17 protein-coding genes and 1 pseudogene are annotated in these 23,637 nt (G+C 35.7%); 11 read left to right on the top strand and 7 right to left on the bottom strand.

The annotated features are described in order from the left end of the window. The coding region (locus tag B091_RS12520) for a transposase (RefSeq protein WP_026166367.1) at positions 1 to 222 on the top strand (222 nt) is incomplete at its 5' end. Between the two features lie 23 nt (positions 223 to 245). Here the strand turns inward: B091_RS12520 and B091_RS0110255 are convergent. The 5 genes from B091_RS0110255 to B091_RS0110235 all read right to left on the bottom strand — a co-directional run bounded on the left by B091_RS0110255 (position 246) and on the right by B091_RS0110235 (position 7,591). Beyond that, positions 246 to 1,979, bottom strand: coding sequence for a FimB/Mfa2 family fimbrial subunit (locus B091_RS0110255; protein ID WP_018109908.1), 1,734 nt, complete (start codon positions 1,977 to 1,979; stop codon positions 246 to 248). A 7-nt stretch (positions 1,980 to 1,986) separates the two neighbouring features. Then, complete coding sequence (locus B091_RS0110250) at positions 1,987 to 4,281, bottom strand: hypothetical protein (RefSeq protein ID WP_018109907.1); 2,295 nt, start codon at positions 4,279 to 4,281, stop codon at positions 1,987 to 1,989. A gap of 192 nt (positions 4,282 to 4,473) precedes the next feature. Next, complete coding sequence (locus tag B091_RS0110245) at positions 4,474 to 5,316, bottom strand: hypothetical protein (protein WP_018109906.1); 843 nt, start codon at positions 5,314 to 5,316, stop codon at positions 4,474 to 4,476. After that, the gene (locus B091_RS0110240; RefSeq protein ID WP_018109905.1) at positions 5,273 to 5,737 is read right to left on the bottom strand and encodes a hypothetical protein; all 465 of its coding nucleotides are present in this window, start codon (positions 5,735 to 5,737) and stop codon (positions 5,273 to 5,275) included. Before B091_RS0110240 ends, B091_RS0110245 begins: the two co-directional genes overlap by 44 nt. Before the next feature lie 909 nt (positions 5,738 to 6,646). Next, positions 6,647 to 7,591 (bottom strand): DMT family transporter, encoded by a 945-nt coding sequence (locus B091_RS0110235; protein ID WP_018109904.1) that lies wholly within the window; start codon positions 7,589 to 7,591, stop codon positions 6,647 to 6,649. 265 nt (positions 7,592 to 7,856) lie between these two features. Between B091_RS0110235 and B091_RS12125 the strand changes: the two genes are divergently transcribed. The 3 genes from B091_RS12125 (at position 7,857) to B091_RS0110220 (ending at position 10,886) form a co-directional block, all read left to right on the top strand. Continuing rightward, positions 7,857 to 9,023: a glycosyltransferase gene (locus tag B091_RS12125; protein ID WP_018109903.1), complete on the top strand. Its 1,167-nt coding sequence runs from the start codon at positions 7,857 to 7,859 to the stop codon at positions 9,021 to 9,023. 16 nt (positions 9,024 to 9,039) lie between these two features. After that, complete coding sequence (locus B091_RS12120) at positions 9,040 to 9,906, top strand: glycosyltransferase family 2 protein (RefSeq protein WP_018109902.1); 867 nt, start codon at positions 9,040 to 9,042, stop codon at positions 9,904 to 9,906. 242 nt (positions 9,907 to 10,148) lie between these two features. Beyond that, complete coding sequence (locus B091_RS0110220) at positions 10,149 to 10,886, top strand: lysophospholipid acyltransferase family protein (protein ID WP_025069635.1); 738 nt, start codon at positions 10,149 to 10,151, stop codon at positions 10,884 to 10,886. A gap of 101 nt (positions 10,887 to 10,987) precedes the next feature. Here the strand turns inward: B091_RS0110220 and gadC are convergent. Both gadC and glsA read right to left on the bottom strand, forming a co-directional pair. Next, positions 10,988 to 12,493: pseudogene (gene gadC, locus B091_RS12115) on the bottom strand (glutamine/gamma-aminobutyrate antiporter GadC). 28 nt (positions 12,494 to 12,521) lie between these two features. Continuing rightward, the gene (gene glsA, locus B091_RS0110210) at positions 12,522 to 13,487 is read right to left on the bottom strand and encodes a glutaminase A (RefSeq protein ID WP_018109899.1); all 966 of its coding nucleotides are present in this window, start codon (positions 13,485 to 13,487) and stop codon (positions 12,522 to 12,524) included. 425 nt (positions 13,488 to 13,912) lie between these two features. Between glsA and B091_RS0110205 the strand changes: the two genes are divergently transcribed. The 7 genes from B091_RS0110205 to B091_RS0110175 all read left to right on the top strand — a co-directional run. After that, positions 13,913 to 14,686, top strand: coding sequence for a helix-turn-helix domain-containing protein (locus B091_RS0110205; RefSeq protein WP_018109898.1), 774 nt, complete (start codon positions 13,913 to 13,915; stop codon positions 14,684 to 14,686). Positions 14,687 to 14,996: 310 nt separating this feature from the next. Next, positions 14,997 to 16,388, top strand: coding sequence for an Mfa1 family fimbria major subunit (locus tag B091_RS0110200; protein ID WP_018109897.1), 1,392 nt, complete (start codon positions 14,997 to 14,999; stop codon positions 16,386 to 16,388). Between the two features lie 94 nt (positions 16,389 to 16,482). Continuing rightward, a complete protein-coding gene (locus tag B091_RS0110195) occupies positions 16,483 to 17,427 on the top strand; it encodes a FimB/Mfa2 family fimbrial subunit (RefSeq protein WP_018109896.1) in 945 nt (314 codons plus the stop codon). Positions 17,428 to 17,468: 41 nt separating this feature from the next. Further along, positions 17,469 to 18,902 (top strand): FimB/Mfa2 family fimbrial subunit, encoded by a 1,434-nt coding sequence (locus B091_RS0110190; RefSeq protein WP_025069637.1) that lies wholly within the window; start codon positions 17,469 to 17,471, stop codon positions 18,900 to 18,902. A gap of 10 nt (positions 18,903 to 18,912) precedes the next feature. Beyond that, entirely contained in the window at positions 18,913 to 21,099 is a 2,187-nt protein-coding gene (fimD, locus tag B091_RS0110185; RefSeq protein ID WP_018109894.1) for a fimbrial tip adhesin FimD, read from the top strand. Between the two features lie 10 nt (positions 21,100 to 21,109). Next, positions 21,110 to 23,389, top strand: a complete 2,280-nt coding sequence (locus B091_RS0110180; RefSeq protein ID WP_162137978.1) for a FimB/Mfa2 family fimbrial subunit — start codon at positions 21,110 to 21,112, stop codon at positions 23,387 to 23,389. Between the two features lie 40 nt (positions 23,390 to 23,429). Then, positions 23,430 to 23,637: ISAon1 family transposase N-terminal region protein (locus tag B091_RS0110175; protein ID WP_018109892.1), on the top strand; the 208-nt coding region annotated here is incomplete at its 3' end.

Genomic DNA, 23,637 nt, shown 5'->3' with positions numbered 1-23,637 from the left:
ATCAGAAAAGTCATCTATACAACTAACTTAATCGAAAATCTTAATGGCAAGATTAGAAAGTACACCAAGAACAAATTATCGTTCCCAACCGATGATTCTGTGATGAAATCAGTATATTTAGCCGTTAGAGAGGCCACAAAGAAGTGGTCAATGCCTATCAGGGACTGGGGCATAATTTTAAATCAGTTCCTAATTATTTACAAAGAAAGGGTCAGGCTATAACAATAACCCAACCCAAGCTTAATTTACTTACACACTTCCTGAGACAGTGTCGCCAAATTCTTCACCTTTATAATCGGTAGTATTGTAATGCCTGACACGGAAATCTCGAAACGTATATTAGCCGATTCAAACTTCATCTTGAGTGAGGTACTTTTGTACTCGTGAAGATTGAATTCTCCTTTGGAATAATAAAGAGCATCATTCGTTGCGACTTGACTTCCTTCAAAAAAGTTTGTAGAACCAATTTGTGCTGTACTAATATGTCCAGGGTTCTTAATGCTAGTATTATCTGTTATATTTCCCCAAGCAATAAATGAGTAATCCCCAGGAACTAATCCGTCAAGCTTGAATGATTCTTGTTGCAACTGAGCCATATCTTGAAATTTATATTGCTTAACCAACTTTCCACTACGTTTGTTGTAAACATAGAGGTTTATCGATTTAAATTCTTCTTCTGGATTTTGAGTTGCTGCTAGATCAATTATACCAACTATATAAAGAGTTGATGTTGTTGGTAGCGTAAATCTATCCTCGTATTGAGGATTTATAAGAAATTTATTTGTGATTTCCGTTTCATTATTTAGTTTAAAAGTTAGATTCTCCCAAATCAAGTTGGTTTGAATATATACGAAATCAAGTTGACTAAATTTACCATCAATAATTTCATGCCCTTCTAAAACATTTGTTTTACTTACACCGAAATAATTGTTTTTAAAATTGATCCCTTCGTTGATTTTATTATTCCAAATAGTCGTAAGACTAGTACCATTTGAGTCGGCTTCAAGAGCTTCTTTTATGGAATTATAACCTCTTCCACTAATTTGGGTGAAGTTAATGGTATAGCTATTGTTTCGCAAGATTTCACCTATCTCTGTCTTGTAAAATACAGGTTCATTTGACTCGTCTTTTTTACCTTCAATAATTACCATTAATTTACCATTTTGCTCAGGTATAGTCATATTTATAGAAGATACACTACCAATATGAGAACCTATATTATTATCTATTGACATTGTACTTACTTCTAATTCTTGAAAATTTGCTTCGTTACTAATGTAAGGATTAGACATCATCGTCATATTGACTACTCTATAATCATAGAAAGTATTAACTTGTTTGGATTTCCCATATAGATGAACTTTACTTACAGCTAAATCAAATTGAGTGCTTTTTGTAGGTGCCGTGATCTTAAACCTAGCTTCAGGACGAAATAGACTAACATTTAAATCAGTATTTTTAGTCAGCACAGTTTTAAGTGTTGCGGTAAGAGGAATTGTCTCATATTCAACCTTTGGATCAAACAGAAAATCGCTACTAGTTTTGAGTTGATCATAAGTGTCATATGCTGCTATATTCTCTTGTATTACATCAAATTTCACACGTGAATTGGCTACTAAGGCAAGGATAACTTCAGATACCTCAAAATTATCTCTATCTATATCAACATAGTAAGTATCCTCATCAGGATCACCATCTTTGATAGCGTGCAATACTCTTATAAGTGATTTGTCTTTCTTGAAAACAAAAACAATCAGATCATTGATTTCAGGATTATCCTGATCAATACTTGAAGTCCTTGTATTTAACTGATGACTTTTTTGAGTTTCGGTATTTAGAGAAAAATGCAATCTCACTTTATTCGTTGGCGAACCATTATCTAAATCTAAGGATAAAACATCATTAGTCGAGCAGCTCACTAAGCTTAGAACCAATGATACACAGATCAATGTTAAAGCTTTTATTTTATTGTAAATCATAATTGTTTTATTTAGTTACAGGAATAGTAAATTCTGTTTCACCAAGTAAATATTCTTTCTCATCTCTTCTTTCCATAAGTTTCACAATAAACTTATTATCGCCTGCCTTTAAAGGTGTGCCTTCTATATTATAGTTGAATGTAGTGGTTGTATTAGGTCTTAGATTTTCTAACTCAGATGGCTGAATCATCACACCCATACCAGAATCGTTTGTACCGTTAACTTGATTGACCAGGATAGCATAATTTACATCTTCACGCTTAGAATTAATCTTAATTCCAAGTTTTAGATTATGTGAGGTTTCTAGTGGTTGATTAACCTTGTATTCCCCAATAGGCTTGGCTGTAATATCTGCAAAACGATCTTTAACCACTATTTTTATCTCTTTTGAAGCAACTAGGGCTTCTTGTGTTTCTTCCTTATCATCGACTGTTACACTTCTTAAATTTATAGCGTATTTAAAAGTTCCAGCCATATAAGGAATTTGGTTGTTAAATCTAAATTGGAATTTGCCTGATGTCAGTTCGTCCTTACTTGGAATGCTGATAGGATTAAATTTGAATTCTGCATTATTGGTAATGGGTACTAATTCTAATCTATATGAATCAGGATTATCTTTGTCTTGAGATAAGTCTATTTCTACCTCTATTATGTCGTTGCTTTTTATGGTGCTACCAGATGCATTGGAATAAGCTGGTACCCCTTTGTATAATATTGCATCATTACTCTTTATTATATAGTTTTCTTCAGCTCCAAACTCATTTGCGTATTGCTTTGTATTGACTAGTACCATATGCTTTCCGAAAGACACAGCCTTGACTGATCCAGTACTTTCAGGGATGTAGTATGCGCTTGTAATTTTAACATCAAATATATTATTTACAGGATCTGTTCGTAAAGCTAAAATGTTATATGGATGTATTTGAGTTGTAGTTAATGCTGAAATATCACCACCTCCATTAATCTTTATCTTTCTTGTAATACTCTGACCATTCTTATAAAATTCAAATAGATTGCTTTCAAGCCATTTAAATCCTGGAAATTCACCCTCGCCGTTAACATTTTTAGTTATCTCATTCCATGGAGCGACAGATATTGTTGTATTTATATTGGCTTCACCCTTGAGGGCTTCCTCTGGTGTGCGATACCCATTGCCATTAATGTCATTAATACTGATAATGTAGCGTTGGTTACGGGTGAATTCTTTTCCGTAACTGTTGCTGCCAGCAGTTGGTTTTACTAAAAAATATCTAACCTTACTGGGAGAAGTAAAATCGGCATTCTTGATACCTATAACGAAATTTGTACCACCTCCTTCGATCCATTTATCTCCAACTTTGGTTGTTGGTATATAAACAGACTGTTTGATAGGGGTTGAACTGCTTTCTTCGAGTTGAAATATATAAGGGTTATTAATATCAATCGTTTCAAAAGGATCGACTAGATTGGTTTGGTATTCATCTAGCTTCTCCTCTGCTGAAGTGGGGTCAATAAGAGTCCTTTTTGCGGCAACATTACCCTCTTTAGGTATTCCGTAGACATATATACTACCTATTTTATAGGTTTTTTCATTAAATATGTTGCCACCAGGTATAACTTTATCATTTCCTTCTGCATCTATTGAATAGTTGAACCCAAAGTCAACTCGAGCAACAGAACGTACCAGTTTTATTTCTTTTTTGTTAGCTGTGGTTAGTGATTTAAAGTCTAAATCAAGCTGACTATGCATCGGAAGGCTCTCTTCTGTTATAGTATTCACCTCGCTCATATTCCATCTATAAGTGTTGTCGGGGTTGAGCGTTTTGAATTTAATGTCTTGTGTTACGGCTTCTAGATTTCTACCTTCTAGGCTGCCCTGAGCTATATCACCGTTATTTGCGATAAATAGTAGAGTTGCTTTTGGGGTGTTCAAAGGTACTTTGAAGCTCAGGTTAAATGTGGTCAAACCTTTACTTTCATCGTAGCTGAAGTTTTGGTCAACTTTTGCAAGTGAATGAAATTTCAAATCAGCAGGTAGGTTCACTTCTTTAGTTTCATCTATAGGTAGGAATACCAGCACGGACATTGATTTTATTTTAGTCTCGAAATTGACCCCGTTTTCTGATCCTAGCGAACCAGAATAGTTTGAAGCACTAATTTTTAAATCTTTATTTTCTGATTTATAGGAGCTGGATGTTTTACCTAACTCATCAGTACAGCTACTTAGTGTTATTAGTAAAAATATTATAGATATAAAACCATAATCAATGAGCCTTAAGTTCCACCTAGAGAAACTAGCTCTGAAAATTTTAGTTGAAATCATAGAAAATAAATTAGATGATACCAAAGTATCGGTTTTAGGCTGGCAGTAAAAGAGAATATGTTTGGTAACGATATATATCAATTGCTCTAGCTTACTGAAATAGTTGAATGTGTTTTAAAACGCTAACCCACACTCAAGTGTAGGTCAGCGTTTCTTGTTCTTAGGTTGCTCTAGTCATTGAGTATATTTGAATTACTCAAGTGCACTACCTACCTCTTCAATTGTCCAATCTAGGATTTTAGCACCTACTGCGACATCATATTTATTATCTGTAGGAGTTGGATCAGTTCCACCGTTTCCACCGTCTTCACCATCTTGACCACCATCGCCTGGAGAAAAGTGATCCTGGTCATTTACTTTTCCATCTTTATTCCAGTCGATTTTAGCAAAGCTGATTTTATAGATTTTACCAGGTTCGTAGTCTAGTGTACCTTTAGGGTCTAATAAGCCATTCTCACGAAGTGCTGCGAACTTCACCAATTGAAAATAACCCCTTGGAGATTCAATACCATTTGCACCTGCTGCTGTTTCGGCTGTGGTATATGTCTTTATCTGAGTTAAATCTGTCAACTGATTTGTTGAAATGACATATTTTTTATCACCAATAATTATAGTCCCTGTGTTTGATTCCTCCAGCTCAAAAAGTTCACTTATCGGTTCGTAAGGCATTGGATCTGATTCAACATAATACTTATCATTTTTACCTTTGAAAATGTATGATTGTGGTTTAGCAGCATCAACTAGCTGATTTTTGCTAGTTTTTTCGTCTATATTATTTATCTTAACCACATCATAAATAGTAGCATTTTGGCCAAAATTACCTATTGTAGCTTTGAAAGTTTCTCCTGAAGCAAATGTTTCGCGATAGTTGTTTGGTGTGATTTTGTCGACCGTTGTGCTAACAACAAGCTTGGGGTTTACTTTGATAGCACCTGAAACCTCTGTACGCGCAGCTTGAGGTTCTAATGTCATCTCAACTTTATAAGTTTTACTAGCCTCTTCTATATTTGTAAATATTAACACCTTTGCTATCATAGTACAATACTGATTTTACTCCACCTAATGTAGCTGTTGGTTGAACTTTGGCAATTTCATAACCTACTGGAGTCGTTACATCTGCATTTCCTGAAACTACAACTTTGTCATTTTCTCCAATAGTTAAGTTTATAAATCTTGCGGTACCTTCTATAGTACTATCGAAATAAACTTTTTGTTTAGCTACTTTCTGACTACCTCTTATTAGGTAAGCCCAAACATTGTCTGTGTCAACCATAGCTCTTCCGCTCGTAATACCATCCTCAACGATTCCTCTTGTTTGGCCAGAGTTTGGTATGCCTACTTTAATAGTTAAGTCTTTGTCTGTGCCAACTATACCGTCAACAGATTCGTTGTCAGATGAACAAGCTGCCAAACCTGCCATTGCTACAGTTGCGAATAATAAACCTTTAAACTTCATAATTTTCTTCAATTAAATTAATAGTTATCTTAAACCTAACTCGGTGTATAGCCTTGTTGGGCGTTAATAATTTGCCTTAAATCTCTTGGCTAAAATTGTGTTAGTGCAAAATGTTGAGCCAAAAGCTTCTTAGTATTAACTTTTGCTTGTGTGATCTGTGTTAGAATATATTCACATAAAGCTGTACAAACATATCTTATTAAATTATAGATACTATCGCCCAGAGTGTATTTTAGTGTAAATGAATGGCATTATTATATATGTTTGGCCGTATCTGTTGCACCATGATTTCATTTGCAACTAAAATAGGGTAAAGTTATGTTACAAAGAGTGTCACGTAACCAGGTATGATTAAGATGGCTTATGGCGGATTAATTATTATTAAAGCGGCTCTATAAGCGATTCACGCAGCAGTTAACGGAAGTTTCCACACTTAATTAAGTCGTTTTGTATATCTATAATTATTTACAGATAAAACAAGCATATAGTATTGGTACTGAGAGTTGTAACTTGATGTAAGCTAAGTTGGTAGACGGACTGCACTATTTTGGCTGTCTTCAAGGTTGCTAGATATGAATTAAAACATCTTATTTTTGTCTAGACTAATTCTATACTTTTACTTTTAAGACAAATTTGGGTGTGTTTAAATAACGTTAATATACCTTGTAGATAGCAAAATGTATTACTGTAGTATCAATTAGATTTCTCTATAAACTGTTCTAATCCCTGTGTAGTATTAATTTTCAGAATAGGAATATTAAGAGTAGCTTTCAAATTTTTATCTGACGAGTTATTTTGACACTTATTAAGCTTTCGCAGTTTGGTAAAGCGTAAGTAGTTGGCATCTATTTTTGCTAATGAAATAAGTATATCATCGGTGTAATGATAATATCTATAAAACGAAAATAATTACCGTTTACCCTTCTTTAGATTCCCTTTTATAGTTCTCTTATGTATAGAGAGCCATAGTAGGTGTAAATTGATAGATTTACCTACTATAATTAGAATTACAGCACCTAATATGAGTAGTATCCCCACTATCAAATTTATTGATAGACTTTTACCGAACATTGTCACTCCAATAATTACAGCGGTAAGAGGTTCTAGCGCACCCATGATCGCAGTAGGAGTTGAGCCAATAGCATGAACCGCAAGGGTCATTGCGATGAGTGAGATAACGGTCGGTACAATCGCTAGCATAAAACTATATCCCCATGCACTCGCCGAAGTTAGTAGTTGGATGGGCATACCGCCACCAGCTATTGAGTAGCCAACAGTGGTCAATATGCAGAATATAAGTACATAAAAGGTTAGTTTGAGAGCACTGAAGTTTAGTTCGGCTTTGTTTACTACTATAATATAGATTGCATAGGTCAATGACGAAATTAACACCAATACAACCCCAATGGAGCTTAAATTACTATTACCTCCACCATCATAGAGCAGTGTTATACCTGTTAGTGCTAATGAGATTGAAAGCCAAGTTATAATGCTGATCTTTTCTTTGAAGAAAATAGCCATTAGTAAGGCGACCATTATCGGGTAAACGAAGAGTAGTGTAGAAGCTATCCCTGCATCCATATAGTGAAAACTCGTGAAAAGCGTAAGTGATGATGAAGCGAAAAGTAGACCTAGTAGTGCTACTACCTTTAATTCACCTTTGCTGATTCGGAGTGACTCTTTTCGAGCAAGTAGCATGAAAAGCAATATTAAGGCTGCCAGACCATAACGATAAAATAAAACAGTATTTACATGATAGCCCTCTTCGTAAAGAGATAAAGCTCCTAATGGATTTGTTCCATAGCTGACAGCAGCAATTACACCGCAGATAACACCTTTAGTTTTAACACTCATGATGCAAATAATTAATCAAATTAATCAACTAATAAAGTAATCATACTTACAATCTCAATCAGGCATTAATGATGCTTGGCTTTGATAAGAAATAAACGGGTGCAAAGTTGCAATTTTTTTCGATACTATTTCTGAAAACCAAGAATATTTATTGCAGTAGCCTGATTCGTTTTATTTGATGTTTCTGACTAATTTCATCTTCATTCTTTTAGATGCATCTTGGGGATAAGACAGGAAAGTATATATCTTTGCTCAACACACGCGAATGATGAGTAAAAAGCAAGACGAAATAATCAATAAGAGAGCTGTAGCTGGGGTATTTAACTTTGCCCCGCATTATCGCTCACCCATATTTCGGGCAATGGCTGAGCAGTTACAAATGGATCTTTATTTTGGAGATCGGGTGCTGACTCCTATAAAGCCCTTAGAACACAATTCTATTTCAAGATTTAAAAAGATATTACCTCCCCGTTATTTTAAAAGATTCTATTACAATCGAGGCTTTATACGGTTACTTCTTTCGGGCAAGTATCCCGTGATTGTGCTAACGGGCGAAATAAAGAACCTGAGTGCCTGGATGGCTTTATTCTTTAAATGTATTCGTCCTAATCTTAAGATTTGCTTGTGGACTCATGGGCCTTATGGCAGCGAAAAGGGATTTAGCGCCAAAGTTGGCAAGCTTATGTATCGTATGGCCGACCATCTGTTCTTATATGGCGATTATGCTCGTACCCAACTCTTAGCTCTTGGTATACCTGATGCCAAAATAAGTGTGGTGTATAATTCGTTAGATTATAATAAACAAGTTGAAATTCGGAAGACCTTGGAAGTTAGTTCAACTTATCCTGACTACTTTAATAACTCAAATCCAACCCTTGTATATGTCGGCCGTATTCAGAAGGTTAAGCAGATAGATCTGTTAGTTGAAGCCGTAGCCCTATTGTATAGTCAAGGTAACCCTGTCAATTTGGTTATTATAGGTGATGGACAAGATAAAGAGCAGTTAGAGTCTCTTGTAGGCAAGCTAGGTATAGCTACAAATGTATGGTTTATGGGTGCTTCTTACGACGAAGCTGTTTTGAGCCAACGGCTATTTGATGCTGATGTTTGTGTCTCACCTGGCAATGTAGGGTTGACTGCAATCCATGCACTAACTTATGGTTGCCCTGTGATAACTCACAATCAGTTTGATAAACAAATGCCCGAATTCGAAGCGATTGCCGAAGGTGTTACAGGGGCTTTTTTTGTTAAAGACGATGTGGAAAACTTAGCGAAAACGATTAAGGAATGGCTCAAAAAATCGAATAACACTGATTTTCGTAATGAGGTTCGCTACTCGTGTTATGCAGTTATTGATTTGAAATACAATCCTAACGCACAAATAAAGACATTTGATAAGGCATTAACTGCACTTCAGACAAACAATAAATAAACTTTAATACTCTGTTATGCACACTCCCAAACTATCTGTTGTCATACTGACTTATAATTCTGAAAAAGATATTGATGCTTGTCTACAATCTATATATAAGTGTAACGATCTTGGTGATGACCTCGAAGTTATTGTAGTCGATAATAACAGTGATGAGCAAACGAAACTTCAAAATCATATAAAGGAGAGTTATTCTCGTGTCGTATATATTCAGAACTCAGTCAATACTGGCTATGGTTCAGGAAATAATAGAGGAATTAATGTATCTACAGCCCCTTATGTGTTGATTATGAATCCTGATGTTCGACTTAGAGACTTTTCCTTTCAGCGTATTGTAGCCAATTTTGATAAGCATTCTAACTTTGGGTTGCAAGGGTTCAAGCAATTTGAAACTAGTAGTCAAAGGGGAGCATCGTTTGTTATGTTAAAACCCTGTTTAATATCATTTTTTAGTCAAAAGATATATCATAAACTCGATTTATATAACTCAAGGCTATTCTGTTTTCACGGCTCTTGCTTTGCTTTGCGAAAGGCTTGCTTTAAATCTGTAGGTTACTTCAATGAAGAAGTGTTTCTTTATGGAGAGGAGAGGTACCTGCACTATCACTTATTAAAAACAAAATACTTTAAAGCCTTTTACGACAATACGCAATCGTATATTCACCCCATACACGGGCGGGCTTTAGTTCTCAATCAGGCAGAGCTTGGTTTAAAATCTTATTTAAAGACAATAGATTACTTTGGTCTGAATCGCAGGAGGTTGATTAAAGCGCAAATAAGGTTTGAATATTTATTTTATTGGAAGTCTTTATTGTTTGGAAGAACCGATAAGGCGAAGTTCTACCTCGCCAAGATTGAAAGATTAAAGGAGCTGCTGGCTTAGTTAGAGCGAGTAGGTAGTAAGGCCTAAACGACTTAGTGGTTTGGCTAAAACCAGTTAGTCGTTTTCTTATTCGGTAGAGAAGCTAGCATTAAAACTATATTATGCTTACGAGTTGTAAGTCTGTGTATATATTCGATGTATAAGAGATGAGTAAATATTTGTTGATAAATAATTCTTTCTATACGTGATATAAATCAAGGCTATACTGTTATATTTGCAACTATATTTACATGCTTACACTTATGCGAAAACTACTATCATACCCTTTATCGGTAATATATTATATCTGTTTTGGTCTTACATTGGTTATATTTCATTTTATACAGTGGGTTCTTTGGAATTGCTTTGGTTATAAAGCCCATAAAATCAGTGTTGATTGGATGTGTTGTTTCTTGAATCTAAACACGTATATCTTAGGGACAACCTACCGCTTTGAGAATCGAGACCTTATACCAAGTGGGGTTCCAGTTATTATTGCTGCTAATCATCAAAGTTTCTATGATATTCCGGCCTTAGCTTGGTATCTGAGAAAATATCACGTGAAGTTTGTTAGTAAAATTGAGTTGGGTAAAGGAGTTCCTGGAATATCTTATAATTTAAGACATGGAGGCTCAGCATTGATCGACCGCAAAGACCCGCGTCAAGCTCTACGTGAGATAGGCAAGTTGGGGAAGTATATTGAGGAAACAAATCGTGGTGCTATCATTTTTCCTGAAGGTACTCGAGGTGTTGGTGGGCAGCCTAAGGAGTTTGCTCGCAGTGGGCTTAAAATTTTATGTAAGAATGCACCTTCGGCTTATGTCGTGCCCATAACGATTAATAATGCTTGGAAGATGACACGTTGGGGAACATTCCCTATGTGCTTAGGCACTCGAATCGTCTTTACGATACATCAGCCAATCGCAGTAAAAGACATGCCGTTTGATGAGCTTTTTGAGAAGACCGAAGAACTAGTTTCAGGACATATCAATAAAGAGTAAAACTCTATAGACATATAATAAATAATGCTTTGCAACTCATTCGTTGCAAAGCATTATTTAGTTAAAAAACCAAACTCAATTAAGTTTAATCGAGCTAGATATTATTGTTTTTCAGCAGGAGTAGGCTCTTCAGTAACAGCTGGTTTAGCCACATCTTGCTCTTCCCAATGGAAGGGTTCGATAGTTGCCTTAGGATCTTTCCAAGACTCTTTACGACAAGCATAGATAACAAAAGGCGCTATGACTACCAATGCGGCACCTATGATTAATACTGTTAACCAAGTTGTTAGAGAGATGTTTTCCATCTGAGCAGGTTTCACGAAACTTAAAGTGAAAGCCAGTAGTGAACTAAGGAAACCAACACCACCTACAATCCAGATCATTAAGTTACCCTTTTTACCAATCTTAAATGGGCGTTTTGTATCTTTCATTCTATATCTTAAGACTATTGCAGCCGTAAACATAAGCATATACATAATAAGATATAGCAATACGGTTAGCTGAGATAGAATCTGATAAAAGCTCTGAACAGAAGGCATAACTACAAATAGTAAGCCCAGAACAGAAACAATACCACCTTGTACGAATAGAATGTTCTTTTGAACACCATTCTTATTTGATTTTTGGAAGAACGGTGGCAAATAACCAGCCTTACCTACAGCAAATACCCCTTTAGAAGGTCCTGACACCCAGGTTAAAACTCCTGCCAACACACCAAATGCTAGTGCAATCGCTATGATAGGAGAGAACCATGAAGCTTTGATATAAGTTAAATAGTTGTCAAAGGCAATCAGTAAGCTTTGAGTCAGGTTAATATCATCTTTTGGAATAATAACTCCGATAGAGAATGTACCCAATACGAAGATAATAACAGTAATTGCGGCACCAATAAAAATCGCTTTAGGATAGTTGCGTGCTGGATTCTTCATTTCAGAAACGTGAATACCGCCCATCTCCATACCAGCATAGAATAAGAATATACTCGATGCCAATACGATACTCTCTAAACCTTTGAAATCGGGTATTACACTTTCTTGAAAGTCTAAGTAAGAGTGACCACCTGTCGAAAGATAGACAATCGCTAAAACTACTAATAAGCCTGCTGGAATAATTGTTCCAACCAAACCTCCGATTTTAGCAACCTTACCTACCCAGCCCATTCCTTTTAAAGAAATGAAAGTAGCAGCCCAATAGATAATCAATACCACAGCAAGTGTGTATAGCTTATTACTGGCCATTGCTTCGTCGTGAGCCGCACCAGTACCACTAAAAGCTAAGGCTACAGCACCAAATGTTAGTACCGTTGGAAACCAAATAGTGCTTTCCATCCATTGTAGCCAAATTGCCAAGAAGTCATACTTCTTACCATAAGCTTCACCAACCCATCGGAAAACACCACCTTGCTTATCCTGAAACATTGATGCTAGCTCAGCAGCAATAAAAGATGTCGGGATTAAAAACACAAGTGCTGCAAAAAGATAATAGAATGCAGAACTCATTCCGTATACAGCTTCAGCCGGGAGACCTCGCAACGATACAACAGCGGTAACGTTCATAATCGCTAAGGTATATACCCCTAACTTTGCTGTTTATTTTAAATTTGCCATAAAGTTTATATGTTAAATGTGAAAGAAATCAATCTTCAATGATTATTCGATTTCCACCGAATACGTTTAAGTTTAGCTTATTCATGATATATTTAATTGCCAATTGTGCTTTTACCGAATTTCCAGCTCCATCAAGAGGGGGAGCAAAAGCAGCAATACCAAACTGTCCAGGAAGAACGCCTAAAACTCCACCACCAACACCTGATTTGGCGGGTATCCCCGATGAGTACAACCAATCGCCTGAGTGTTCGTAAAAACCCACTGTAGAGATTAGGGATGTGATTTTAGGAGATAGACTAGCTTTGAATACTTGCTTTTTACTCACAGGATTATATCCATCGTTGGCAATTGTTGCGGCAGTAATAGCCAACTGCTCTGACGTTACACCTAGTGAGCATTGTCTTGTGTAAAGATCAAGTGCTAAATCGGGATCATCGTAGATGCGATTATAGTTTTTGAGTAACCAAGCAATAGACTTGTTATTAAAGTTGGTAGCAGACTCCGATTTGTAGAGCTCACCAATCAGTGGTGTTTCACTACCGCATAGCTCAGCAATATTATCCACAATAGCCTTCCATTTTGCATCCGAGTCGCCTATTGGCATAATCATACTACAAGCAGAAATTGCTCCAGAGTTGACAAGTGGGGTAGAGGGATGATCGCTTTCTAGCAGAATAGCCATAATTGAGTTGAAAGGTAGCCCAGTAGCATCGGCACCAATCAGCTCTAGCAATTTATCGGCACCGTATTGTCGCAAAGCTAGTATAGCAGTATGGACTTTTGACACCGACTCAATTCCAAATGCATAGTTGGTGTCTCCAATATTTATAACCTCACCATCCATCAAACAAATGCTGATGGCAAATAAATCTTTATTAATATTGGCTAGATAGGGAATATAGTCAGCATTTGCACCATCTGTATTTCCTTTAAATTGCTCGTGAGCTTCCGTTACCAACTCCTTAAGCTGAGTTAGACTAATTTTGTTATCCATCTTTTTTGATCTTTATATTCTAATTTAGAGTAACTGTATAAGTTGTTTAACATTTCAAAACGATTACATTTCTAATTAATGCATTTGTGTTACAGTTTTCTTGGGTAAGTCCTAGCTATCAAATTATTAGCTAATGTTATTAAAACACAAATAGTCCGTTTTTGTTTGCTAACCCTTCACTCGGTAAGGTGATCAAACGACTTTAGATGCACATTATTTAAAGATTATTGGTGGAGCTTATGACAACATCCTTTATACCATACAACCGCTACTCAGTATCGTTTTGGTTGGTTGAATAGGAGATATAAAGGCTAAGAGTAGAGGTTAGCGTATAAATATATTTATTTTATTTTATGTAAAATGGACTTATCATTCTATGCATGATATTTGTTATTGATTACCAGTATACAAAGCTTTAGATACTTATGCATAGAACTGTTGGTTCCAAAGAGTTTCCGAATTGTCTAATATTAGACACTAGTAATGTAGCAAGCCGCATTGGTTTCAAAAAAAACAGCTATCCTGCTAATAAGCAGGTAATAATCAATAGAATACCACTTCATACACTTGTGTTTATAACAAAAGGGCGTTTAAATGTTTATCTTCAAGACAATTCAAAGTTTGAAGTAAGCAGCAATCAAATCATCTGTTATCAAGATAGTCAACTCGACTATACTGATTATATTAGTGATGATCGCTTGCTGATTAGTACACTCTCGCTTAAAAAATCATTAATTCATTTCTTTGAGAGTATTGACGATGTACTTACCTTAGGTATTAAGTGTAGTGCATACCATGAATTAAAGATGAAGGAGCTGTTCTTCTTACTCAAATCTTACTATACGCCTTTAGAGATCTCAAACTTTATGCAAGCTATTTTCGATAAAGAGTCTAAGTTCAAAGACTTCATTTATAATAACTATGCAAAAGTGAAGAATGTGAATGAATTGGTCGACCTATCTGAATTGGGAAGGACACAGTTCTTCGAGCAATTTAAGAAAGTATTTGGTGTATCTGTTAAACAATGGTTGATACAAAAGAAAGCCGAAGAAATTCAGAAACGTCTGCAAGAACCCAACGCAAGTATTAAGGAAGTAATGCTGGACTTTGACTTTAGTTCTGCTTCTCAATTCAATCGTTTTTGTAGATATTATCTAGGAAATTCCCCCTCTAAATTAGTCTCCAACAGCAATGATTAAATAAAATCAATAATCCAACGCTTATTTGTTAAATAAGAGATAGATCTGTTTAATAGTATGTTTTAAGCAGGTAGATGTTACATATACTTTTCATTTAATCTGTTTATTGAACGTTTTAAGAACATTAGCGTACAATATATAAACTTTTAGGCGTTCGTAATTCGTAATTTTGTAGCGTAAATGTAAAACTCGAAAGAAATAATTAGTCATATAAACTTTAATAGTGGCCTGACAGTCAAAATAATATTGCGTCATACCGGCTGACAATTATTTTATAAGAAGAGGAAGTAATATTTAAACAAATAGATTTATGAATTCAATTCAAAAAGCCTTAGGCTTGACATTAATGTCTACATTGATGTTTTCTTGTTCAAACAATGACGATTTAGGTTCTGCTACAAACCCTAATCCACAAGTAAGTGCTGAAAGCACTCACGTAAACTTCTCTATTAATGTACCTGGGCTGGGTGCAGCAAACACACGTGCTGGTGACAGTTGGGCTGGACGTGATGAAATACAGGTTATTGATTTATTTTTAGTGAATTTATCGACAGGTAATGTAGATCATAACGCTATACCAAATACGGATTTTACCATTACGGGGAATACTATATCACCTAAGAATGCTATTGAAGTAACTTCTGGTGAAGAGATAAAGGCTTATGTATTGGTTAACTCACCTGAGGCACTTATTCAGGAGTTAAAAGCTAAGAACGCATTAGAATTAGATCAGGCATTTAACGCAGGTGAAACTAGTTTTCTTTTAAACGGAGCAAATAATTACAAGGATGTTGTTACAATGACTAATCAGTCAGCACCACAAGCTATTTCGATTGCACCCTCAATAACTGCTGAAGAGGCACTAAAGGGTGCTAACAAAATTAAAGTTAGTGTTCTGCGTGTAGTTTCTCGTGGTATAGTAACATTGGCTGACGAAAGTTTAAAAAGCACAGTGAGCCTTGAAACTAAAGGTGGAAAGTCTGTTGATGTTAAAATCACTGAGCTATTTTATAGCGTAGGTCAAGGTAATTCAAGCTATAAGCTGATGCAGGATGTTAATAATGCAACTCCTTCTTTTGACTGGAAACCTACAAGTTTCGATGATTGGAAAGAGCAAGCAGTTAGTAAGTACTCGCCAATGACTGAGACTTTAGATGTTCTTGTTGCAGATAAAGATATTAATACAACATTATTGAAGGAAGAGGGTGCTGCCTTTGTTTTACCTGTAACTCATGCAGATGGCAACTATGTAAAAGGTAATACAACTTATTTTGATGTTCAAGTTAAATTTTACCCTACTGATATAGTAGAAGAAGAAAATCCTGATGGTGATGCTCATTATGGTGCAATTACTAATAAATTCTATAATAGTCTTGCTGCTGCAAAAGCTGAAAATAGTGAGTATGTAACCACGTACAAAGACTATATTATGCATTATATAGTATGGTTAAACCCAGATGAGATAGAAGGCAAAGCTGTAAACTCGCCAACTCATCGCAATACAGCTTACAGAGCTAATATTAAATCATTTAAGAAAATGGGTTACCCTGTTAACCCTCTTGACCCAAAAAATCCTATCGATCCGACAGATCCAATTAACCCTGTAGATCCAACAGAACCACTAGAAGTAGTAAACTCTTTCCTATCTGTTGACATTAATGTTGTTGACTGGGGTATCATTGATAATGATGTAAATTTATAATTGTAGCAACAATTTAAATTATTAAGAATAGAATTATTGGTCTATAGGATATTGCTTTAGGCATCCTATAGACCAATTTCTTAAAAAACTTCCAATGAGTATAATTAATAGAGCATATAAAACTTCTATTCTCACCCTTATATTTATCGGCTTAAATGCATGTGGATTAATAAATGATGATTTAGACTCGTGTGCTCAAAAGAAATCTATTCAATTCTACGAAAAGGACGAATGCACTGATATCACTTATTTTGATAAACTCAATGATGTTGTCCTCCTAGCTTTTGATGATCAGAGTAATATAATTTACGAAGAACATTTTAAAGAGTTGAATTTAAATAACGAACATGCATACGAGTTTGATTTACCACTAGGTGTTCATCAGTATTTTGTATGGAGTGGGGTAGATGCACATTATATTCAATCGCAAGTAAAGCAATCGGATGATTTGTTCTTTGCGCTAAAGTGTAAAAACAACATCTTGGAGGGTGAAGAACTAAAACCACTATATAGTGGAGGTAATATACTAAGCCAAACTAAATCATTACCAACTGAGGTCCAAAATATTCAGCACCTAAGTGTGAATCTAAAAGAACGAACTAATAGAATGAATGTCGTCCTAGAGCTCGACAAATCAGATAGTTCAATCGATATTAACAACTTTGAAGTAATTATTAAGTCCAGCAATGGTGCAATGTATCTAAATGGGCAGTTACCAGTTGCGCAGGATTTAATTACATACTTCCCTGAAGTAGAAGGAGGAAGAACAAGCTCTAAAAGTAAATTCTATTTGCTAGAGCTCAAAGAGGAGCAGCAAAACGAATTAATAATCAGAAATAAAGTGGATGGAAGCATCATATATAAAGCTGATTTACTTCACGATTTATTATTAAAGAACGAAGCTATAAAGCTGAATTGTCTTAACGACTTTCAGCTTAAGTTTATTCTTTCTGAGCAGCAGGCTACAGCTCAAACCTATTCAGTAATTAATATTTCTGTCAATGACTGGATCGTTTATAGTCACGATGTTGATCTATAATGCCAAGCAAATCAAGAACAGATATACTAAACTCCCATAAAGTGAAACCAATATACATATTCATAATCGTTGTATTCGGACTCTGTGGATGTCAGCAAGAAGAAACATTAGAATCGGGCATTAAAAATGAGTATGCCGAAGATTTCAACTACCTCAAATTTTCTTTTGCACAAGCGTCAACAGTCTCAAGCGAAGACAAGGTTCATGATTTAACCATTCTAATTTTTAATTCTGAAACTCAAGAACTAGAGTATCGCAGACATATCTCAGATATCGAGCAAAGCATCGAATTGCCTGAAATTAAACCAGGTAATTATGATTTCTATTATATGGCTAATACTGCTCATATATCAGTTGATTGGGGGAATATTCAAAATACGAATGACCTTAAAACTTTGAGTATTAATTCGCATGGACGTAACGCTTCATATGTTGAGCAGTATGGAGTATTAATGACCGATATTATGAAGAATGTTCGTGTAGAGCTAGGCGGTACAGAAGCTAATCCGCTACTAGTTCACGAATTAACAAACGGAGAGGTTGTTAAGCTTGTACGCTCAGTATCAAAAATTGATATTAAGCTCTTGGGGGATGGCCTTATAGAAAAGAGAGCGTTATTGACTAGCAACTTAACTCTTGTTGAACTACGCAATATTCCTGAGCGCATATTACCGTTTGGCCAATTGGCTGTAGGTACTTCGTTAAAGACATTAAAAGTGAAACTTTCTGATTTTGTAGATCAACAGAATTCACTAGACCAACATTTATATATTCCAGGAACACTAACTCCATCGAAAACTAGTTGGAACAATAATAGTGATATTATTCCCACTTTGTTTTTAAAGATGATAGATGGGCAAGAGTTTGAAATTCCTTTAGCTTCAAACTATAGTAAGAAGTGGAAACTTCGTTATTTAGATTTTGCAAAAGGCAAGATTAAAAGCCCTACGGGTGAAGAGGCAAAATACAACTTGAAACAAAATACACATTATATATATCAAGTTCGCTTGAACAAGAACAACCTTGAGATAGGAGTTGAAATCCTTCCTTGGGAGGTTGAAGAAATTAATAATAATGACTATACCGAACCTACTTATTTAGGCCCAGAGATTTGGCTGAATACCGATGATTTGACTAATGGGAATACTCTAGAAATCAGGAAATATGAAACTACTCCAGAAATACGATTTTGGCTTAAAAGTCCTAAATCAGCGCGTTGGAAGGCAACACTATCTAACGGTCTAAACTTTAAGTTTGCCCAAGACAGCCAAGGAATTGCTGACTTATCGGAGATTACTGGTACAAAATCCGTATCTGTAACTACTCGGATGTTACCCACAATGGGCCAATCTCCGACATCTGAACTCTATTTTACTGTCAACGGTAAAGAAGTTCCTTTAACAGTCAGATTCAGAAATGGCAATAGTAAATCATTTTATGGTAGTGACCGTTTGACTTTAAAAATCATACATTAATATTTAGAATATGAGATTAATAGAAAGAGCTAGCGCTCTATTTTTAGGAATTGCATTACTATCTCTTAGTGGATGTTCCACCAACGAAAAGCTTGATGAGATGCCCGATAATGTGGGTACAATAAGCTTTAAAGTTGCAACTAAAACCGAGTCTAAGCCTGGTAATAATTCTAAATTGCCTACACGTAACAGTTCAAAAGTAGCTGATGCTGAAAACTACATTGAATCCTTGCAAATCTTTTTCTTTGATGAAGATGGTGTAACTATTTGGATACCCCAAAGATCCAACATCATTTATGATTCTGCTAGTCAAAAGGTGAATCTTCTTATTCCTTCATTTGATATTAGGAAGAAGCTTATAGCTGGTCAAGTTGAAGTTCATATTTTGGCTAACCATAGGGTTGAAAGAGTAGATAGCAGTCTTGATTTACTTAAAAGAACTGTAGAGAATCAAAACTTCGCTTCGAATGCTAACATAGACAAGCTCATCATGATGGGTAAGACCAAAGCGAATATCAAGTTTCTGGGTAGTAACAACGATTTGAGTGAAATACCTTTAAAAAGATTAGCAGCCAAAATCCAAGCCAAATATCCCGTATTGCCTGAAGGCGGTATACCTGTAGCTACTAGTCAAGGTAAAGCTTACTATAAAATAGTAGATGGGAAAGCAGTTGAAGTTCGTTTAAGAAATCTTTATACCCAAAGTTATTTAGATACCCAGAGCATACTATCATCTGATCTAAACAATGCTGCAGATGTAAAAGAGTATAGTACTATAAATAAGAACGAATCTAACTTTTTTTATACTTACCCTGGTGAGTGGAATGCACAGACTAAAGGTATGTACCTTGAGTATAAAATTAGAATGAAGCGAAGCGATACCAAGCAGGAAGAGAACTTCTATTATATAATACCTGTACAGTACGAAAATGAGACTCAACAAGAGTACTCTGTGCTATCGAATCATCACTACATTATCACACCCACTATAGATAGAGTTGAAGCAAGTGATGAAACTAACCCAATACAAATTAATGGAAAGTTCAAAATTACTAACTGGAGTAATCAAGACTTAGAGGTAACTATTGACGAGACTCACTATTTTATGGTCAAAGAACATGATGTAGTGATGTCGAATATTGATCGCTACAGCGTGAAGTTTGTAGCTTCATCTAATGTTCGTGTCAAAGAAATTGAGGAGGTTTGGTTTTGGAGTTGGGAAATAAAAGAGCAGGGTAAGAAAGACTTAATTACTGTCCAAAGAGATGTAAATTACTGGGAAGCTGGGTATCCTCAAGTTAGAGTCAATAATCAGTCAAGCCAAAAAACGATTGATATATATTGTGAGGTACCCGATAACTTTTCACCTAAATACATCAAAATAACTCTTGAAGACGAAAACGGGTTAGAGGAGAAACTGGATATTGTACAGTATCCAATCCGATATATAACAGGCAAGTGTTCACTTGAATCAGATAAAGATCCGAATGTCTATTATGCTCACGACTATAATAACAGCGTAGGAACACAGAGTCAAAATAATTTCAATGTCTACGCAATTACTACTCTAGCTGGTGGTACTGAGTTAAACGGGAAGAATTACAAGATTGGAGACCCGAGCTACATTAAAAATGGTAAGGTTTATACTTACGAAGACCGAGAACATAATCAATTGATATCTCCTCAATTTGCAATTGCATCTCAGCGGAGTATATACGATAGAACAATGTATAATCGCTCGTATAGTACTACAAATGGTCCAATTTTATCGGCCAGAGAGCGTTGTGCAAACTATGCAGAGGCAGGTTATGGTGTTGGCACTTGGCGACTCCCAACTGAAGCTGAAATTGAGTATATGATTGCTATTCAGTCAAATGAGAAATCTCCAGTAAAAGAACTTTTTAACGGCTCTAAGTATTGGAGTGCTGCGAGCTATCGCTATTATATCTTTCAGCGTTCTGATGCCTATGATGGTCCCGTAGGGTTATTTGGTGATTATAGAACTCCAGACAAGTATCTAAAAAATGATAGTTATTCGATAAACAATCAGTTTATTCCTATCTCAAATCAATCAAATAGTCCTGTCTATCGGGCATTTGTTGACCCCGAGGGGCAGCATCCAGACCCTAATTATAAGTATTATTATAGTTATAAATTTTATTACAGTGCTTATGTACGCTGTGTGCATGATATTTAAAATGAAGAATATGAGATTATCTATATTTATTATATTAATAGCTTTGCTTAATGTGAGTTGTGATTCAGACTCTAAAATAATAGAGGATGAGTTTCAAACCACTAATGGAGATGTGGAGCTTTCATTTGAAATAGACCTCCAAGCTGAACAGATTCAAACCCGAGCAGCAAATGCTATGGATAAGATTTATATGCTATTATTTGATCAGAATGGCATATGGTTAATGAATAAGGCTGTACAACTAAACAAAGGCAAGGCTAAGCTTTATCTTCCAGAAAACTGTATTGGTGGTGTCGCTCATTTTGTTTGGGGGCAACCAGCTGCTTTGGAAAACTTTGATAGGGTCTATGGTAGCCAAGATTTTACGGGTATGGATGAAGGTGATCTGATTAATCAGATAGCTCCAGAAGACGAATTGTTTTGGGCTAGAAACGATTTAAAGGTAAAAGATAATAAGATTAAACTTGGTACTGTAGAACTACTTCGTAATACCGCGAAAGTTACTATTGAAAACAAAGCCCCAACAAAAAGCAAATTTAGAATCCATGGATTCACAATGCATAACACACCTGTAAGAGGAACCTTGGCTCCATTTGATGGCAGCAAGCAGACTTTTGAGCAAGGTGTGATTACTAAGGCTTATCCATTGGCTTATAATCCCCTAGCACCTATGGACGAGAATAACACATTGCAAGTCGATGAATCTAATGTCCATTTTACGGCCGAAGACCAACCCAAAGAGTTGTTTGAGCGTCATAGGTCGAGTTCAGAGCATACATTGTACCTAATACTTAAGGCTGAATTTAAAGGAAAGCTTGGTTACTATAAAATAGGGTTCTACGATAATACTACGTTACGCCGATTAGATATTAAGCGTAATACACATTATAAAATCAAAATAATGTCGGTTAGCAAGGCTGGCTATGCAAGTCTTCAAGATGCAATCAATAATGCACCTGTAGAGAATGCTAGCTTGTCTATTCTACTCGAAGAGTATGCTAAGATAAGCAATGGTAGCAATTCATTAGAGGTTGGAGGTACAGCATTTACTTTACACAAAGCCAATGAGCGGTTTAGTGTGTCTTACAACTATACTTCATCTACTAGGAGTTCGGATGTTGAGCCTGAGATAGACTTAATACAGACAGCAGGTGAGGAGGTATTTACACCCTCTAGCTTTCGATACACCCATAATATAGATAGCTCCAAAAAGAAACATTCAGGAATTATAAGTGCTATCACTAATCCGTTAAGACCTGAGAATTCTTTCTATTCTGCTGAAATAAGAGTACGTTTTGGTGACTTAGTCCGTGTTATTCAGGTCGACTTAGGTCCTAAACGTGAACTTCAGGCTGATATTACTGTCCGAGGTGATCAGGCGGATGATCTGGTTGTTATTCGATTTATGATCTCTAAAAGTGATTTGACTGGAAACTCTATTCTACCGATGGATTTCTTTATTGATACCCACTATTTATACCCTAGTACTGACGGTTATAACAGCAACCTGTCAATCGTTACTGATCCAGATAATGGACATTACCACTACAGATATGTTGCTAAAGAGACCGGTACACAGTTTATTTATTTCAAAAGAACATTGAGCAATAAAGGTGAGGTCATCAAATTGAAGTCAGAGCACTTCAAGACAAAGGATTTAGTGCTGACAGGTGGTAATAGTTTGATTAAACCAGTCGTAGTCAAAGGCAATATCTTCTATATGCTCAATGGGATTAAAACACAACTACCCAAAGATGCACGAGTTTGGGTTGAGCCCTCAGATATGCCACGTTCTTTTTGGCTACCTGATACTGGTAAATATGAGTTTCAGTCTGACCAACGACACATTAGTGCAGAGCATACGGTCAAAGTATCTATTGATCCGATTGAAAGAGTCGAATACAGTTACGAAACTCTTTTTAGTGACTTGTTAGCGACTAATAGCGAAATTGTGTTAGAACCTAAAATAAAAATTCAAACTTCTAATAACTATGCTTATTGGCGAAATACTAATAATTATCATTTTAATGTATCTGATAAAACATTTTACGTAGCCAATCATCCGGAAATCAAGGTAATGCAAAACCCAGACCATCTTAATATATGGTATTTCTTACGGTTTGAGTTTCCCAATAATATAGCAGACGATGAAGTTTTAAGAATTTATGCTTATAATAATCGCAATAAATATTATTTTGCAGATGTGACATTTAAGACCCTCAGAGAAAATCGTGGGATAGATTTTGGATCATACCGAAAACCTGTGGGGAAAGTATTAAAAAAAGATTGAAACATATATATTTGCAGTAAAATATATAAATGCTTTATCCATGGGTTGGGATCCTTTAGTTCGCTTTATTTTACCAGATGGTTTATTCGATTATTTTGAGATGTCAGACTTTCAGCCTGGCGATTCAGTAGTGCATATTTATCTAGAAGAGCTTAATATAACTCCTATTGAATACCACGATGATAAACTTGAGAGTAAAGGTTTTTATGAGGAAATAAAGATGCATGACTATCCTCTACGTGGTAGAA

It is taken from the genome of Bacteroides propionicifaciens DSM 19291 = JCM 14649 (assembly GCF_000375405.1).
In the GTDB taxonomy this organism is placed as follows: domain Bacteria; phylum Bacteroidota; class Bacteroidia; order Bacteroidales; family Bacteroidaceae; genus Bacteroides_E; species Bacteroides_E propionicifaciens.
Note: the sequence above shows the minus strand (reverse complement) of the source record. Positions and strands in the feature narration are given on the sequence as shown.

Bases quoted from the DNA above. Each gene is read 5' to 3' on its own strand.
- B091_RS0110255 (WP_018109908.1), bottom strand. From the start codon at position 1,979: ATGATTTACAATAAAATAAAAGCTTTAACATTGATCTGTGTATCATTG.
- B091_RS0110250 (WP_018109907.1), bottom strand. From the start codon at position 4,281: ATGATTTCAACTAAAATTTTCAGAGCTAGTTTCTCTAGGTGGAACTTA.
- B091_RS0110245 (WP_018109906.1), bottom strand. From the start codon at position 5,316: ATGATAGCAAAGGTGTTAATATTTACAAATATAGAAGAGGCTAGTAAA.
- B091_RS0110240 (WP_018109905.1), bottom strand. From the start codon at position 5,737: ATGAAGTTTAAAGGTTTATTATTCGCAACTGTAGCAATGGCAGGTTTG.
- B091_RS0110235 (WP_018109904.1), bottom strand. From the start codon at position 7,591: ATGAGTGTTAAAACTAAAGGTGTTATCTGCGGTGTAATTGCTGCTGTC.
- B091_RS12125 (WP_018109903.1), top strand. From the start codon at position 7,857: ATGATGAGTAAAAAGCAAGACGAAATAATCAATAAGAGAGCTGTAGCT.
- B091_RS12120 (WP_018109902.1), top strand. From the start codon at position 9,040: ATGCACACTCCCAAACTATCTGTTGTCATACTGACTTATAATTCTGAA.
- B091_RS0110220 (WP_025069635.1), top strand. From the start codon at position 10,149: ATGCGAAAACTACTATCATACCCTTTATCGGTAATATATTATATCTGT.
- glsA (WP_018109899.1), bottom strand. From the start codon at position 13,487: ATGGATAACAAAATTAGTCTAACTCAGCTTAAGGAGTTGGTAACGGAA.
- B091_RS0110205 (WP_018109898.1), top strand. From the start codon at position 13,913: ATGCATAGAACTGTTGGTTCCAAAGAGTTTCCGAATTGTCTAATATTA.
- B091_RS0110200 (WP_018109897.1), top strand. From the start codon at position 14,997: ATGAATTCAATTCAAAAAGCCTTAGGCTTGACATTAATGTCTACATTG.
- B091_RS0110195 (WP_018109896.1), top strand. From the start codon at position 16,483: ATGAGTATAATTAATAGAGCATATAAAACTTCTATTCTCACCCTTATA.
- fimD (WP_018109894.1), top strand. From the start codon at position 18,913: ATGAGATTAATAGAAAGAGCTAGCGCTCTATTTTTAGGAATTGCATTA.
- B091_RS0110180 (WP_162137978.1), top strand. From the start codon at position 21,110: ATGAGATTATCTATATTTATTATATTAATAGCTTTGCTTAATGTGAGT.